This window comes from Nocardia aurea (assembly GCF_003123685.1).
GTDB lineage: Bacteria > Actinomycetota > Actinomycetes > Mycobacteriales > Mycobacteriaceae > Nocardia > Nocardia aurea.
On sequence record NZ_QCYJ01000033.1, the window covers coordinates 33,326 to 48,671 of the forward strand.

Annotated in this window: 13 protein-coding genes; all 13 read left to right on the forward strand. The window is 68.0% G+C overall.

Features of this window, described 5'->3' with window-relative positions; all coding sequences use genetic code 11:
• The first annotated feature begins 17 nt into the window (after positions 1–17).
• Positions 18–275: a hypothetical protein gene (locus tag DAT37_RS12050; protein ID WP_157978435.1), complete on the forward strand. Its 258-nt coding sequence runs from the start codon at positions 18–20 to the stop codon at positions 273–275.
• A gap of 39 nt (positions 276–314) precedes the next feature.
• Positions 315–941 carry a hypothetical protein gene (locus DAT37_RS12055; protein WP_157978436.1) on the forward strand — a complete coding sequence of 209 codons (627 nt, stop codon included), beginning with the start codon at positions 315–317 and terminating at the stop codon, positions 939–941.
• A 56-nt stretch (positions 942–997) separates the two neighbouring features.
• On the forward strand, positions 998–1,801 hold the full coding sequence (locus DAT37_RS12060; protein WP_157978437.1) for a hypothetical protein: 804 nt from the start codon (positions 998–1,000) through the stop codon (positions 1,799–1,801).
• On the forward strand, positions 1,798–3,411 hold the full coding sequence (locus DAT37_RS12065; RefSeq protein ID WP_157978438.1) for a hypothetical protein: 1,614 nt from the start codon (positions 1,798–1,800) through the stop codon (positions 3,409–3,411). Before DAT37_RS12060 ends, DAT37_RS12065 begins: the two co-directional genes overlap by 4 nt.
• Before the next feature lie 48 nt (positions 3,412–3,459).
• The gene (locus DAT37_RS12070) at positions 3,460–4,944 is read left to right on the forward strand and encodes an SCO6880 family protein (RefSeq protein ID WP_232839698.1); all 1,485 of its coding nucleotides are present in this window, start codon (positions 3,460–3,462) and stop codon (positions 4,942–4,944) included.
• A 51-nt stretch (positions 4,945–4,995) separates the two neighbouring features.
• Positions 4,996–6,690: a hypothetical protein gene (locus DAT37_RS12075; RefSeq protein ID WP_232839700.1), complete on the forward strand. Its 1,695-nt coding sequence runs from the start codon at positions 4,996–4,998 to the stop codon at positions 6,688–6,690.
• Positions 6,691–7,091: 401 nt separating this feature from the next.
• Entirely contained in the window at positions 7,092–7,742 is a 651-nt protein-coding gene (locus tag DAT37_RS12080; protein WP_157978439.1) for a hypothetical protein, read from the forward strand.
• Positions 7,743–7,948: 206 nt separating this feature from the next.
• On the forward strand, positions 7,949–8,920 hold the full coding sequence (locus DAT37_RS12085) for a hypothetical protein (RefSeq protein ID WP_109524867.1): 972 nt from the start codon (positions 7,949–7,951) through the stop codon (positions 8,918–8,920).
• 58 nt (positions 8,921–8,978) lie between these two features.
• Complete coding sequence (locus DAT37_RS12090) at positions 8,979–10,694, forward strand: hypothetical protein (protein ID WP_109524868.1); 1,716 nt, start codon at positions 8,979–8,981, stop codon at positions 10,692–10,694.
• 128 nt (positions 10,695–10,822) lie between these two features.
• Complete coding sequence (locus DAT37_RS12095) at positions 10,823–12,517, forward strand: enoyl-CoA hydratase-related protein (RefSeq protein ID WP_109524869.1); 1,695 nt, start codon at positions 10,823–10,825, stop codon at positions 12,515–12,517.
• Positions 12,518–12,658: 141 nt separating this feature from the next.
• The gene (locus DAT37_RS12100; protein ID WP_109524870.1) at positions 12,659–13,300 is read left to right on the forward strand and encodes a hypothetical protein; all 642 of its coding nucleotides are present in this window, start codon (positions 12,659–12,661) and stop codon (positions 13,298–13,300) included.
• Positions 13,297–13,656: a transposase gene (locus DAT37_RS12105; RefSeq protein ID WP_232839699.1), complete on the forward strand. Its 360-nt coding sequence runs from the start codon at positions 13,297–13,299 to the stop codon at positions 13,654–13,656. The genes DAT37_RS12100 and DAT37_RS12105 overlap by 4 nt, the downstream gene beginning before the upstream one ends.
• A 52-nt stretch (positions 13,657–13,708) precedes the next feature.
• Entirely contained in the window at positions 13,709–15,322 is a 1,614-nt protein-coding gene (locus DAT37_RS12110; protein ID WP_109524871.1) for a M23 family metallopeptidase, read from the forward strand.
• The last annotated feature ends 24 nt before the right edge of the window (positions 15,323–15,346 follow it).

The window sequence follows — 15,346 nt, forward strand, 5'->3', positions numbered from 1 at the left end:
CAGTGATGGTCGAGGCGATGCTGGCCTACAAGCAACTACCCGCGTCAGTCGTCGAGCAGATGACACAGCTGTTCCGGTGGCTGCTGTGGACGGTCGAGATCGGCCTGATCGCACGCCTGTTGTGGATCGGGGGCCGCGCGGGCTGGGAGCTGTACCGGCCACCGCCGGGACCGCCGCCCGCCCCGGGCGCACTCGCACGGGTGTTGGTGACCTGGATCCTGGCCAGCGCCGCCTGGCCCCTGGCCGGATCACTGCTGATGAACCTCGCCTTCTGACACCCCTACATCCACCAGCGATCAAGAAAAAGGTTGGCAATGAGACGAATTCGGTGCCGCACGTATCTCGTGGCTGCGGTGTTCGCGCTCGTCGTCGCCGGATGCGGAGACGACCAGCACCAGCACGACACCTCACCTGAGACCGTCGTGGACCTGACCACGGTCCCTGCCGGGTTGGGCTGGCGCGACTACCAAGGTGTCGCCGTTCCTGTCGGTCGGGACGGTCCCACCGTCCTCGAGGCGGGCAGCGCGACCGGATTCGCGGCCACCCCGGCAGGAGCCGCGCTCGCGGCGATCACCCACACCGTGCGCATGTCCCTGGCGCCAGACCAGTACTGGGTACGGGTCGCCGAACGCGAAATCGCGTTCGGGCCAGGCAAAGACGAATGGGTCACCTCGCGGGCCCTGTTGTCGATCACCACCCGCGCCGACCCCGTCCAAGCACCACGTGTCCGCGGCTACACACTCACCGACTACCGCCCCGACCTCGCCCAGGTCGAGATCTACACCAGCTATCCCGACAACTCGATCGGGGTCAACACTGCGGTGGTGGTCTGGCAGCACGGGGACTGGCTACTGCAACTGCCCGACCCGGCCTCCACCGCCCCGGTCGTGCGCGCCACATCGACGATGGACGCCGCCGTGAAAATCGAGGCACCCCAATGACATCGGAACCGAAAGACCCGGTGCCGGAACGTCGACAGCCACGGATAGGAACCATCGTGTCCGCGGTGTTGGTAGCCGCGATCCTGATCGCCGCCGCGATCGCTTTCGCAGTACGCCAAACCAGCCCCGACCCGATCGCCGACCCACACACCGCCGCCACGCCGTCGGCGACAGCGACCCCGCTGCCCGGCGGGGTGGCAGGATTCGCGGTACCCGAGGTCGATATCTTCGGTCGCCGCGTCGATATCCCTCTGCATCCCGACGGGCAACTGCGCGAGCAGCAGATCCCTTCGAAGACCTCGACCGACCGGGACTGGCTCACCGCGCCACCGGCGGGGTTGCGCGAACCGGGTGGTTGGCAGTGGGTGCACGGGGTGGTGGTGCCGTTCTCCACCTCAGACGGCCCGACCTGGATCCGTGACGGTGTCGCGGGCGGCTACGCCCACACCCCGCAGGGGGCGGCGCTGGCAGCGGCGATGAGCGTGTATCAGGTCGCCGCCCGTCCCGGCGACCGCGCGGTCCTGGCCCAACGCCTTGCCTTGACTCCCGCCGATCAGGCACGTTTCGACGCCGGGATCGCGGCCGGGAGACTGCCCCGACAACAACCCGCCGCCCGCACACGCGGACTGCTGGCCTACGACGCGTTCCGCGTCGAGACCTACGCCCCCGACCTCGCCGTCGTGCGGCTGGCATCACGCTCGAACGAACCCACCACCACCGGTACCGCTGCGGCCCGGTCCTGGATCAGCGCGTCGGTGCCGATGGTGTGGAACGGCACCGACTGGATGCTGCGCGGCAACGGCAACTCTTTGACCACCAGCCAGATCTCGGACCTCAGCGGCTGGACGAGTTGGTCATGACCTTGCTGACACGCACCCTCGCCCTGGCCGCCGTCGCGCTCACCCTGATTCTCGGCAGCGCGGGCCTGGCCTCGGCCCAACCGACCACCACCCCGACACCGGCTCCGGCTCCGGCTCCGGCTCCGGCTCCGGCTCCGGCTCAGGAGGATTCGACGACCTACGGGTTCGACGAAACCTGCAACCAGATCCACGACGCTCTGTCGGAAATCCCGGTGATCGGGACCTGGGCGGGGAACACGAACGCGCTCGGGTGCAAATTGGGCAACGCCGCCACCCATCCGGGCAGTGCCGTCGATGCCACCACAACCAAGCTGTGGGATTCGACGTTCGGCAAGGTGACCGAGACGCTCATGGACGGCCTGTCCGAAGCCTTGTCGTTGAGCATGCTCTGGATCAAGTCCCCCAACGACGTGCTGCTCGAGGGAGCGGGGCCCGATGCCTCGGAATCGACCTTGTGGGGGCGGGTCGATTACTATACCCGCCAGCTGCAGACGTGGGTGTTGGCGTTCTCGATCGCGATCTCGGCGCTGCGGATCGGGATCGCCCGCGCCCAGGCCGCCGCCGAGCACGCCGAGGAAACGTTCAAGATGATGGCGCGTTCGACCATGACCACCTGGGTCGCGGGCGCGGCGATCCTGGCCGCGGCGCGCATGACCGACGACCTCTCGGCGTGGATCATCACCGACGCCACCGGCGGCGACGCCGAAGGCGCAGCGAAACTGCTGTTCGACACCGGCCGATTCGGCGTCTACGGGCCCGGATTCATGTTCCTCGTCGCGATCGTCGGCATGCTCGGAGCGCTCGCGATGTTCGTCCTCACGATCCTGCGCCAAGCCTTGCTGGTCGTCGCGGTCGGGTTCTACCCGCTGACCGCTGCCGCGTCGGGCACCTCGAGCGGTAAACAGGCCTACGAGCGTCTCGGGGCCTGGATCATCGCGTTCCTGCTGTTCAAACCGGTCGCGGCGCTGGTGTACATGATCGCGTTCGTCACCGCCGACACCACCGCCAACGATCCCGGCACCGAAGGCGTCTACAGCCTCGATGCTGCCCACCGCTCCTTCGTCGCCCTGGTACTGCTGTGCAGCGCTGCGTTCGTGCTGCCCGCACTGATCCGCCTTGTCGCCCCGGCCCTGTCGGTTTTGGGGTCGGGCGGCAGCGGCGCGGGTGCCGCGGCCGCCATGGCCGGGATCGGCGTCACCGCGGCCGCCGCAGGCATCGGGCTGGTGGGAGCCCGTGGCGCGCCGACAGGTGCGGTCGCCGCGGGCCAGGTCCCCGCTACCGGTGCGCGAGCCGCTCCCGCCACGGGCGCACGCCAACTCCCTGCGCTGGGCGGCGGTAGCCCGAGCCGTGGCGGCGGCGGTGGCCTTCCGCCCGGTTCGGGCGGTCCCGGCTCGGGCGGGGTCGTGCCTGTTCAGGGGCGACAGCCCGCGTCCCGCGCCGGTGGCGTCGGCAGCGCCACGGTCGCCGGCGGGGTGCAGCGCGTGAGCACCGAATCCGTCCGCACCGTCGACGACGCGGCCGGTGGCCCCCCAGCACTACCCCCCGGGCAACGGCAACTTCCGCGGGGACCCAGTGGCACGGACGGCGGCCCACATCAAATCGATCGATGAAACAGCCAGCCCCGCAACGGATATCGAAAGAAGCCTTGGAGGTGAGTGGTGAGTGAGTACGTAGAACGCACCTACAGTGCCGGTACCCGTCCGCGCGCGGAGGGCCTGTTCGGGCTCTCGGCGGTAGCGATGCTCACCGCCGGTGTCGTCATCGTCGTGGTCATCCTCGGCCAGGCGATGTTCGGATTCAAAGTCGCCGGGATCCTGGCCGGTGTCGGGGTGACCGTGACCGCGCCGCTGGTGATCCAGATCGGTGGCCGCACCGGATATGTGCGTGCGCTGCTGCTGTGGCAGTGGTGGGGCGGGGTCCGGCGCAAGGAGCATTCCTACCGCTCCGGCTCGTTCTCCGCGATCCCTGGCGGCGCCACCGTTCTGCCCGGGTTGCTGGCGCCGTCGCGGCTGTATCGGGGCCAAGCCGTGGATGGGCACAACTTCGGGATGATCCACCTCCCGAAGTTCGGGGAGTACACGATCGTGCTGCGGGCCTGGCCTCAGGGTGGCGAAGCCGTCGATCAGGACCTGGTCGATCAGTGGGTCGCCGCCTGGGGCGCGTTCCTGGCCTCCCTCGGGAGCGCGCCGGATGTGAAAGCGATCGTGCCGGTGATCGACACGGTCCCCGAGACCGGGAACCGGCTCACCGCCGAGGTGGCGGCGATGATGCGCCCGGGTGTGCCCGAGGTCGCCGAGCGGGTGATGTGGGAGCTGGCAGACCAACTCGCGTCCCAGCGAGTGCAGTTGGAGCCGCGTCTGGCGATCACTTTCGAAGCGACCACGCCCGAACGGCGCAAGATTCCCGCCGAACAGGCCCTCGAGATCGGCCGTCGCCTGCCCGGCATCCTCGCCGCGCTCGCCGAGGCCGGTGTGCGGGCCGAACCGATGACTCCCGAACAGATCATCGCCTTCGTGCGCCGCTCCTACGACCCGGCGTCGCAAGCCGACCTGGAAGCCGCCGCGACCGACCCCGACGGACACCGTCTGACGTGGGCGATGGCTGGCCCGGCTGATGAGCAGCAGCGCTACGACCGCCTCCTGCACGCCGGGGCGGTATCGATCACGTGGGAGATGACCGCCGCCCCGCCCGGTGTCGTGACCGACCGGGTACTGCAACGGTTACTCGAACCCAACCCCGAACTGCCCCGCAAACGCGTCGCGCTGGTATATCGGCCACATTCGGCGGCCGAGGCCACCGGCATCGTCGACGACGACTGGCGCAACGCCCGCGTCGCCCAGCAGAACACCAAAGGCGGTCTCGTCTCGGCGTCGGCGAGCATCCGGGTCGCCAACGCCGAACAAGCCCGCCAGGAACAAGCCCGCGGACACGGATTGACCCGCTACGGGATCCTCATCACCCTCACCGCTCCACGCGGTGCCGACATTCCCCGTATCGAAGCGCTGGTGCGGGACTTGTCGACTCAGGCCCGGTTGACGATTCGCCGGTGCAACACCTACCACTCCGCGGCGTTCGCCGCGTCCCTCGGTGTCGGGGTCATCCTGCCCGAACACGCCACGATCCCCGAAGCTCTGGAGGGCTGAACCATGCCCACCCCAACACCGACCCGACAACGTCCCGTCTCGCCCGTGCCGATGCGAGGTCCGCGGACTCTGGACGAGACCGCTCGCGCGAAACTCGAACTACGTCACCGTGCCGGGGGGTTGCGTGCGATCTGGGCGGGAATGATGCTGTCGCGCGACGACCGCCGCCACCGCAACCGTGCCATGCTCGCCGAAGCCGCAGTGCACGACGACTTCGACCGGCCCGCACTGCGTTTGACCGACAGCGGTTACGCGGGACCGGGCGGGGGACGGGTCAGCGCGGTCGGACGTCCGGCCGAATGGCGCGGCACCACCGCCCAGGTCGTCGGACTGTGGCCATGGGCCGTCGGCGCCGGAGCGCCCCTGGTCGGCACACCGTTGGGGCCGCATCTGCGTACGGGGGCTCCGGTGTGTTTCGACCCGATGAACTGGTTCCAGCGCGGTGGGTTCATCACCGCGCCGAGCCTGTTCGTGTTGGGGCTCAACGGGTTCGGGAAGTCCTCGCTCGTGCGCCGGATCGTGCTCGGCGGCATCGCTCAGGGCATCACACCGTTGATCCTGGCCGACGTCAAACCCGACTATCGGCGCCTGGTCGAACTGGTCGGAGGCCAGGTCATCGACCTCGGTTACGGGTACGGGCACCTCAACCCGCTCGACACCGGCGTCATGGGCGAAGTCCTCACCCGCCTGGAAGCCGCCGAGAAATTCGAACAAGCCCACACCCTCGCCCAAGAACTCCGCGCCCGCCAGATCGCACTCGTCTGCGCGCTGGTCGAACTCGTACGCGGCCAACGCGTGGCCGACTACGAGGAAACCGTCATCGCGACCGCCCTGTCACTGCTCTACACCCCTACCCATGCGGGTGGTCCGGGTTTCGGGCCCGGTCGGGCACCGATATTGAGCGATCTGCTCGCGGTGATCGTTACCGGCGGTGACGAATTGCGTCTGGACGCGGCCGCCGACAGTGACGAACGCTATCAAGCGGCGATCGTGCCGTTGCGCCAGTCGTTGCGGGCGTTGACGAAAGGCCCGTTCGGGCAGGTCTTCGACGGACAGACCAGCGTCGCGATCGACCTGGACTCCACCGCGGTCTGCATCGACGTCTCCCACATCCCCAAAGGCGACAAGAAACTCAAAGCCGCGGTCATGCTCGCCTGCTGGGGAGCCGGGTTCTCCGCCGTGGAGGCGTTGAACATGCTCACCGACGCCGGCCTGGCCCCGCAACGCTACTTCCAGGTTGTCATGGACGAACTCTGGCAGGTCCTCGGCCTGGGAGAGTCCATGGTCGAACGCGTCGACGAACTCACCCGCCTGCAACGCGGCATCGCGGTCGCGTTGATCATGATCAGCCACACCATCAAAGACCTCCAAGCACTCGATTCCCCGGCCGCGATCAGCCGCGCCCTCGGCTTCCTCGAACGCGCCCGAGCGAAAATTCTCGGCGCGCTACCGGGGGAGGAGATCAGCCGCCTGGAATCGATCATCCCGTTCACGAACGTCGAACGCGCCATGGTCACCACCTGGTCCGCGCCCCAAGCACTCACCGGCGAAGCGATCCGCCGCGACCAACCCCGACCAACCCCACCCGGCACCGGCAAATTCCTCCTCAAGATCGGCGAAGGCCGACAACCCGGCATCCCCTTCTTCGTCGAACTCAGCGAAACCGAACGACTGACAGGTATTCACGACACGAATACACGTTTCGCCGGATTCGACACTGCCGCTGCCGAGTCGAGCGACTTGTAGGTTCTCATGCTTCTTTTCGCCTTTCTCATCGTTTTGTCGCCGATCTGTCGCCGACGGATCCTGCCAGCGGAGAAACCCCAGTTCAACGGCTTGCGGGGAGCGCATACGGCCCTACGTCGGAGCCCGGAACGGTGCCAGCTCCGAAGAAAGCGACAAATAGATGAGAAAAGCGACCGACAAATCGGTGGGAAAGCGCAGCAAATCCCCAGTTCGTGTCACTTCCGAACGACAACTCCGACGAGAACCTACATGACTAGGTCCGCGGTGATGTCCGGAATTCGACGACGGCGCCACGCTCGCTGTGACCGCGCGGCCACGCACCGCGCAGGTACGTGGTCGGCGGGAGCAGCCGATCCGCCCCGGTCGCATGCAGCGCACGGTGGCCCGGCCCAGGAGCGGCGATGAGTTTCGACCGGCCCGACCTTTCTCCCGGGCATACCCAAGCCGGTCGGTCGCGGACCGCGGGGTTGTGGACGGCCGAGCCTTTCGACACCGCCGATCTCGCCGATGTGTGCAACCCGAACCACTATCAAGGAAAGTCCGACTCATGGGTCGAACAAGTCCTGCGCGCGGATTTCGCGCGCTACCACCAACTCCGCGACGCCGCAGACCGCTCGAACAGCCCCGCCGAGACCGAAGCGCTGACCACCCGCGCAGCCGCGATCGAAACCCCGTGGCTCGACCGCGCCAACAGTTGGACACAGACCTGGGAACACGCTGTCGAGGTTCGCGCCGACTGGATCGACGCGCCGGACACGATGTCTCACCAGCTGGGAGCGCTCGAGGAAGAACGCATCCGCGGATGGCACACCGTCACCGATCTCGAACTGCGCACTCTCTACCAACTACGCGAACTGACCGGCAACGGCATCTGGGACCAGACCCAGAGCCCTACCGAGTCGGATCGACCGGTCGACGCCCAAGCCGCACAGATCATCGAGGCCGCACTGGTCCCCGAACTCCGCGCAACCTCCCACCTCCAGATCGTCACCACTGACCCACCCGAGGGTGTCGACGCCGAGCGACTCCTCGAGGAAGGACCGGGACGGTGAACAGCCGAAACCTTCGAGCATTCAACAAGATCCGAGGACTACGATGACCAGCCCGCCTAAACCGCCACCGCCTCTAACGCCCCCTCCAGCTCGGCGTGAGCACGGATCGGACCTCGGCATGAATACAAGCGTGCCCGACACAACGGCGAAGCACCTGATGCTGCGGAGCTCATGCATCGAACGACCCCGGAAACGGGGCACTAGCCATGGATGAGCCCTCACCAGAGCTGGAGGCTCTGCCCGGTTGGAAGTTGCGGCTGCTGGAACGGATCCACGACACCTCCGCCGAGCACCAGCGGATCCTGACGGAGAACTACCCCAGCTTCGGATCGGGCGACCGCAGCGGTGACCTCGCGCTACACACCTGGCGCACGAACTTGCGTGCCCTCGAGAGTGATCGCGCCGAACTCGAGACCCGCGCCGCCGCAGCCGGTCTGCCCGCAACGGCGATCGAGCGAGCCCGCGCGGCGGGCCAATCCGGCGACGGGTGGGCCGACGGTGCACACATCGCGCGGGGCGTGAGCGGCGGCCTCGATCGGGTTCGTGGCTACATGGTCGACGGGGTGGCCGCTGATGTGTGGCAGCTCGAGCACATGGCCGCGATCAACGCCGAACGGCGATTCGGCAGACCTCCGAGCCGCATTGTCCAGCACCCTGACCCGGGCGAGGTCGATCAGTTCGGGCGCAATATGGCCGCGCTGTGGACCCGGGTCAACGAGGCGGCTCACGCGATCGGCCTGTCCCGCGAAGAACGTGCGCAGCTGTGGGAACGCGACAGTGAGGGCTGGCAGCGGCTGGTGGCGTTGACCGTGGGCATCTATGACGACGCCGGACTGCAAGAGCGCTGGCGTGCCTACGCATGGCCCGGCATCGAGCATGAAGCACGACGCGACGTCGACAGTCTCGCCGCAGGCAGCCGTCCCGGTCGTGAACCGGGCGTCACGCCGCCGACACCGCACCTGCTCATCGAACACGCCAGCAATGCGGTGATCGCTACGAGGGACCGCGAGGTCGAAACCGGCCAAGGCACGGGCGAGGTGATCGCAGCCGCTACGTCACCAGCCCTGAACGCGACCGGAAGCCTCCGATCCCCATCAGAAGCTGAAATCGGCAGTGACACCGCCGAATTCACGCTACCGCCATCGATACACGCATCTGACACCGGACCAGACCTGTGACCCGCAGCATCCCGATGAATCACTGACCGAGCACCGACACAGATCCGAGGTAGAACCGATGACCGACCACCTGCCGCTGGCGCACGAAGCAGCCGACCGCCCAGTGCCGCGCTGGCAACCGTTCACCTGGACCCACGCACCGGTCGGTGGCTTGGTCCGCCTGGGTTATCTGCTCGCCGGAATCGCGCTGGAAAACGCCCACCATGCCCGCGCCACCCGCACACCCGGCCCGATCGACTCGCAAGCCCGCGCGGCGGCGGAGCAGCGGCTGACTTCCCCGAACGCGACCGCGACGGCGTTCACCGTGTGCGCGGCGTTGACCGACGCGCTGGTCTGGCACACCGAATCCGCCGTCGCCCGCGCGGCGCTGCCGCCGCTGGTCGAGCACTACCGGGTCGAGTACGGCGTGCTCATCGACACCGAAACCCCCTCCATAGCCCTGGATCCCGATTTCGACGACGACGCCAAGCAACACACCCGCCAAACCTGGCGTGCCGACCAACGTGCCACCCGCATGTGGCAAGCGGCCGCACAGCTGCTGGACGGCGCGGGCGAGACCAGCGCGGCGGCGTTGCACGCGACGCAATCCGGGGTGCATGACCAGCAACTCACCGAGGCGTTGGCAGCGGCGGGGGTGAGCGAAACCGTCTGCGAGGTCCTGCTATACGTCGACGCCTATCTGTTCGACTACACCGCCGGTATCGATCTGGAGGTGTCGCCGCTGCCACTGGTCGACCTCGCCGAAGAAGCCAAGAGCGTGGTGCAGTCCAGCCTGGACCGCCTCCAGAAGCCCTCCGAGGAAACCGTGTCGGCACCCATTCCCGAAGAACTGAGGCTGGAACCGGGATTCCGGCTCGCGTACTCGGTCCTATCGCCGCCGGACCGTGCCCGCGTCGACGCGGCACTCGAGGCGTTCTCCGACGACGGCGCACCGCCGGCGCTGTGGCCTCACCACCTGGACCGCAATCGCGCGGACGAGCTGCTGGTGCGATACAGGGACCGGAGTCAGAGCGTGCAGTCCTACGCCGCCCGACTGCCCGCGGTGGTCGATGACGCCGAACACCACGCGCGGATCACCGGCTATGTCAGCGAACTCGCCGAGATCGCCGACGTTCTGCTCGACGCCGCCCGCCACGGGCGTGGCCTGATCGGCATCGAACGCGAACTACTGATTCAGACGATGGCCGGGGCCGAGATCAGCGTGCGCACACCACGTCTGCGGTTCGTCGGGGAACTGTTCCTGTTCGCTCAGGAAATGCGTGAGCACCAGGAGGCCGCGACGGAGTTGATGACCGACTACAGCACCGAACTGGCCTCCGCGGTCTATGAAGCCTTCGCCGAAGGTGACGACGAGTACCGAGAGCACTCCGCACCCGACAGCGTGCACGAACCGCTGTTGGAGGCGTTCTACCAGCTCGCCGACCGCCCCGACATCACCGGTTACGCCCACCAGCGTCACCGTGCCGCGCTCGCCCGGTGGGACGAATGGATGGCGGGGCAGGGCCATTCCGCCCTCGTGCGTCAGCAGGCCAGGGCGTCGATCGCGGGCTACGTCGAAGAAGCGATCGGCCAAGCCGACATGCTGGCGCGCTCCCATCGGTTCTGGACCTCTAGATTCGAACAATTCACCTCCCGTCACCAGCCGGGAAACACACCCGCACCTGCCAACGCCGAACCCGGCGACCAGACGCACGCCGACACCACCGAGTCACACGCCCGAGTGACGGGCGAGATCGCTCATCACTTCGGCAGCTACCGACCTCCACGCCCCTGACACGACCACGTGTGCCGCGCGATACAGGTCTCGACCCGCGCCAACCCGCCAACCTACCGAGCTCTGTCTCGGAGCCGCAGTCATCCGAGCCGACCACATCCACCCGCCCGTCCAGGAGGAAAGCCATTATGTCCCACCGTGTTCTGTTGATGTCCAGTGCCCGCAACGGGCTGACCCAACGCGCCGAACTCGCGCTACGTGGTCACGGCCACCAGGTGCATACCGCTGTGGTCGCCGACGCGGCCGCGATGGACGCCGCTGTCGCCGCGCACGAGTTCGACGTGATCATCTGCCCGTTCCTGACCGCCGCGATCCCGCCCCGGATCTACGAGCAGCACCGTGTGGTGATCATCCATCCCGGACCGGTCGGTGACCGTGGACCTGCCAGCCTGGACTGGGCGCTGGCCGAGGGCCGGACCCGGTGGGGTGTGACCGCGATCGGCGCGGTCGCCGAGATGGACGCGGGCCCGGTGTGGGCGTGGCGCGCGGTGACGTTCGAGTACCCGCAACGCAAATCCACCTTCTACAACACCGTCGTCGCCGACGCCGCGATCGAATGCATCCTGGAGACCGCCGCCCACGCCGAAGACCCCGATTTCGTGCCGATCGACCAAGCCCGCGCACCGCGTCCGGTATCCGATGCCCGCACCCGGCCGCCGATGCGCCAATACGATCGACAGGTGGCCTGGACCGCCCCCGCCGCGACGATCCTGGCCCGCGTCCACACCGCCGACGGCGCCCCCGGACTCCGGACCACCCTCGCCGGGCACATCGTGCATCTCTACGATGCCCACCCCGGCCGCACCGGAGTGGACGCCGAACCCGCAACGATCATCGGCCGCCGACACCACCTCATCGAAATCGCTTGCGGCACGGGCGAAACGATCTGGATCGGGCACCTGCGGGCGCGGCTCGAGGACGGACCGACCTGCAAAGGCCCCGCGGCCAGTGTGCTCGCCCATATCGGCGTCGATCTGGGGGCGATGCCGGTGCGGGCGGAGTCCGGATGCCGCGATATCGACTACCGCCGTGACGGTGCTGTCGGCACCGTCACCGTGGACGCCTACAACGGCGCGCTGACGACCGAGCAGTGCGACCGCCTCGCGGTCGCGCTGCATACCGCGGCCGCGCAGGACACCGATGTGCTGGTGTTGCGGGGCGGTGCCTCGCATTTCTTCTTGACCGGCATCCACCTGGGAGGGATCGAACTCGCATCCGATCCCGCCGCCGAGGGCTGGGCCAACATCAAAGCGATCAACCGGGTCTGCAAGGCGTTGCTGGCTTGCCCGCAGATCACCATCGCCGCGATCACCGGCAACGCGGGCGCGGGCGGGGTCGCGCTACCGTTGGCCGCCGACATCGTCGCGGCCCGTCGCCGGGTCACGCTGACACCGGCGTACAAGCCGATGGGGTTGACCGGTTCGGAATTGCACACCGTCACCCTCCCGCACCGTGTGGGTCCGCAGACGGCTCGAGCGCTGCTGGAAAGCGGTGACGCTCTCGACACCGCCACCGCCCGCGATATCGGCCTGATCGACCACGTCGGCCCCGACAGTCGCGAATTCGACAGTTGGCTCGACGGGTTGGCGCGCCGATACACCGACCCGCAATCGCGTGGAGATGTCCTGCGTCGCAAAGCTGCTCGGTTCGCGGCGCTCACCAAGCCGATCGACGCCTATGAAGTTGCCGAGCTGACGGAAATGGCCGAAGACTTCTTCGCCGACCGTGGCGAGTTCCGAAGGCACAGACAGGAATTCCTCCGAGTCGGGTCCGCTTCGCCGACACGACCGCGTGCCCGCGCGCTGGCCGGCCAACGACCCTGACCACGCCGACCCCCCAACACCCCGAAAGCGATCACAGCGGTCTGGATGGCCGATGCGAACCCCCGGTGAGGAACAACGCGAGCGTGCTGCACGCGCCACCGGGAACGCAGACCGGCGTCGAACAGAGGGAAGGAGAAAGCCGTGAATGAACCCGACAGCGCCCGGCCGGACCGGCCGTGGCCGCCCAGCACGGTCGGGTTGTGGACCGCCGAACCCTTCGACCCTGCCGACCCCACCGATGCGGGCAGCCCGAATTACTATGTCGGCAAAGCTGTCTGGTGGGCCGAGCAGGTCATGCGTGCCGACTTCGCCCGCGCAGACCAGCTCATCCAGGCCACAGTACGCGCGGGCAGCGATGCCGAGATCGACAGTCTCTCCGACCGCGCCGAACGCATCGCCGCGCGCTGGCGTGACCGCGACGACGGCCTCGGGAGAGCGTGGAACCACGCAATCGATGCACGCGAGGATTGGCGACGCGCCCCAGCCGTCATGCATCGCCTGCTCGAATCTCTCGAAGCCGACATCGTCGACCCAGACCGGGCACCGGTATTGGGGATCGAACTCCGAAACCTGCTCCACACCCGGGAACTTGCCGGGCACGGAATCTGGCTCCCACGCGAGACCGGCTTCGAGACACGCTCCACACCCGGCGCAGCGGCCTCGATCATCGAGGCCGCGTTGCCGACCGGAGCTGTCGCGCGTTCGGATCTCACCTACCCGCCCACGGATCGAGGTATCCCCGGCGCGGACGAACACGCACCAGACGAAGGCGCGGGACGGTGAACGGCCCACGCTATCGGCAGAGCGCCGAGACTTCGAACCGCTACCGAGACATCGATGCCGCTGTACGCGAGGCCGCGGTCGCGGCGGTGATCGCGCTCGAGGCTCATGGCCAGTCCGAATCCGCAGCTCGGCGCGCGGTCGCCGAACAACTGGGGGTATCGGCCAGCGCGGTCCGTGAATGGGTGCGCGCGGCCGAAGGAACCCAACGCAACATCGTCGCAGCCTCACAGCTGCGCCGCGAACTCGCCGACACCCACGCCCAATTGGCAGTGGCCCGCCAACTCAACCGTGACCTCGTCGCCGCGCTGCATGCCCGCGCACCCGCCGTTGGCGCTGACCACTACCTCGCACGATGACCACTCACAACCAGGGACACACACCGGTGCCGCGAAGACGAGGACAGCGGCGATGAAACTGCTGGCCGCAGTGCTCGCCGTCTGGCTCGCCGCGCTCACCCTGGTACTGCTGTTGGTGCTCGACGAACCCGAAACACCCTGCAAGGTAGTCGAATCCAATACGGCGACACCGCTACCGGGTGGTTCGCGGGTATCGCCGATGAAATCGGGCACCTACACCCTGACCTCCGGGTTCGGAGTGCGTGGGGGTGGGGAGTTCCACCAAGGCGTCGACATGGCCGCCGCGGCGGGCACCCCGATCTATGCCGCCGCCGACGGGAAGGTCATCGACGCGGGACCGGCGTCGGGGTTCGGATCCTGGGTGAGGATCGCGCACAACATCGACGGCGCCGAGATCGTCACCGTCTACGGGCACATGTTCCCCGACGACATTTCCGTCACCGTCGGTGAGCGCGTGCGGGCCGGGCAGCAGATCGCGCTGGTCGGCTACAACGGCCAAGTCGATCCTCCCGGCCTGCAGGGCGCGCATCTGCATTTCGAGACCAGACGCGGCGGGACCGCCGAGGACCCCGCTACCTGGCTGGCCACCGCCGGAGAACCCGGAGCGACCACCGCCCCGCCCACCAACAGTCCTGACCCGCAGTCGGTCCCCGACACGGCCGTTGCCGAGGGCGGGCTGGCACCGCTGCCACCGCAGGTCGGCTCCGAACAGCACCTGCAACCGAACGCGGTCCGCTTGGCGCGCACGATCCTGGCCCGATTCCCGCAGATCACCCGGATCGGAGGCTGGCGCGCGTCCGACCCGTTTCCCGACCATCCCGACGGTCGCGCGATCGATGTCATGATCCCGGACTACGCCAGCGGCGAGGGCAAGGCACTGGGCGACGCGGTCGCTGACTACGCCATTACCCAAGCCCCGTACCTGCGCGTGGAATACATCATCTGGCGCGGCGTCTACCGGCCCGCCACCGGTGAACCTTCCCCGAACTTCGACCCCGACGCCGGTGACACCGCCAACCATTTCGACCACGTCCACATCACCGTCGCCACCGGCGATCCCGCCGACGGACTGGTCGCCGCGACAGCGCCCACATCGACCGGTGGCGTGCCGGGGTGCGGGCCTGAACAGGGTGGCAGGTCGGTCGATGACGACCTGGCGCCCGGGTCGGTGCCCGCCGAATACGAGCAGTGGTACCGCCGAGCCGGGACGTTGTGTCCGCAGATCAAACCGTCACTGCTCGCCGCGCAGGGCCACGCCGAGTCCGGGTTCAACCCGCAGGCCGGATCCGGTGCCGGAGCGTTGGGGATCGCGCAATTCCTGCCCGGCACCGCCGCGGCGACCAACCCCGACGACGGACGCCCGTATGTGCTCGATTCCGACGGCAATGGCACCGCCAGCGTGTGGGATCCCGGTGACGCCATCATCGGCCAAGGCCGCTACATGTGCGCCATCGCCAACAAGGTCGACACCTGGATCGCCGACGGCAGTGTCTCGGCACCCAACGGGGCCACGGAACTGTATCTGGCTGCCTACAACGCCGGAGAGGGCGCGGTGCTGTCCTCGGGTGGATTCCCCACCGGCGCAGCCGATTACCAGGTCCAGACACGCCCGTACGTCGACAAGATCCTCGCCACCGCCCCCCGATACAGCAACCAACTCGACTGAACCGCAACGACAGGAGATTTCCAT

Excerpts from the sequence above, each read along its gene's own strand:
- DAT37_RS12050 (WP_157978435.1), top strand. The coding sequence starts at position 18 with ATGCTGGCCTACAAGCAACTACCCGCGTCAGTCGTCGAGCAGATGACA.
- DAT37_RS12055 (WP_157978436.1), top strand. The coding sequence starts at position 315 with ATGAGACGAATTCGGTGCCGCACGTATCTCGTGGCTGCGGTGTTCGCG.
- DAT37_RS12065 (WP_157978438.1), top strand. The coding sequence starts at position 1,798 with ATGACCTTGCTGACACGCACCCTCGCCCTGGCCGCCGTCGCGCTCACC.
- DAT37_RS12075 (WP_232839700.1), top strand. The coding sequence starts at position 4,996 with ATGCGAGGTCCGCGGACTCTGGACGAGACCGCTCGCGCGAAACTCGAA.
- DAT37_RS12080 (WP_157978439.1), top strand. The coding sequence starts at position 7,092 with ATGAGTTTCGACCGGCCCGACCTTTCTCCCGGGCATACCCAAGCCGGT.
- DAT37_RS12085 (WP_109524867.1), top strand. The coding sequence starts at position 7,949 with ATGGATGAGCCCTCACCAGAGCTGGAGGCTCTGCCCGGTTGGAAGTTG.
- DAT37_RS12090 (WP_109524868.1), top strand. The coding sequence starts at position 8,979 with ATGACCGACCACCTGCCGCTGGCGCACGAAGCAGCCGACCGCCCAGTG.
- DAT37_RS12095 (WP_109524869.1), top strand. The coding sequence starts at position 10,823 with ATGTCCCACCGTGTTCTGTTGATGTCCAGTGCCCGCAACGGGCTGACC.
- DAT37_RS12110 (WP_109524871.1), top strand. The coding sequence starts at position 13,709 with ATGAAACTGCTGGCCGCAGTGCTCGCCGTCTGGCTCGCCGCGCTCACC.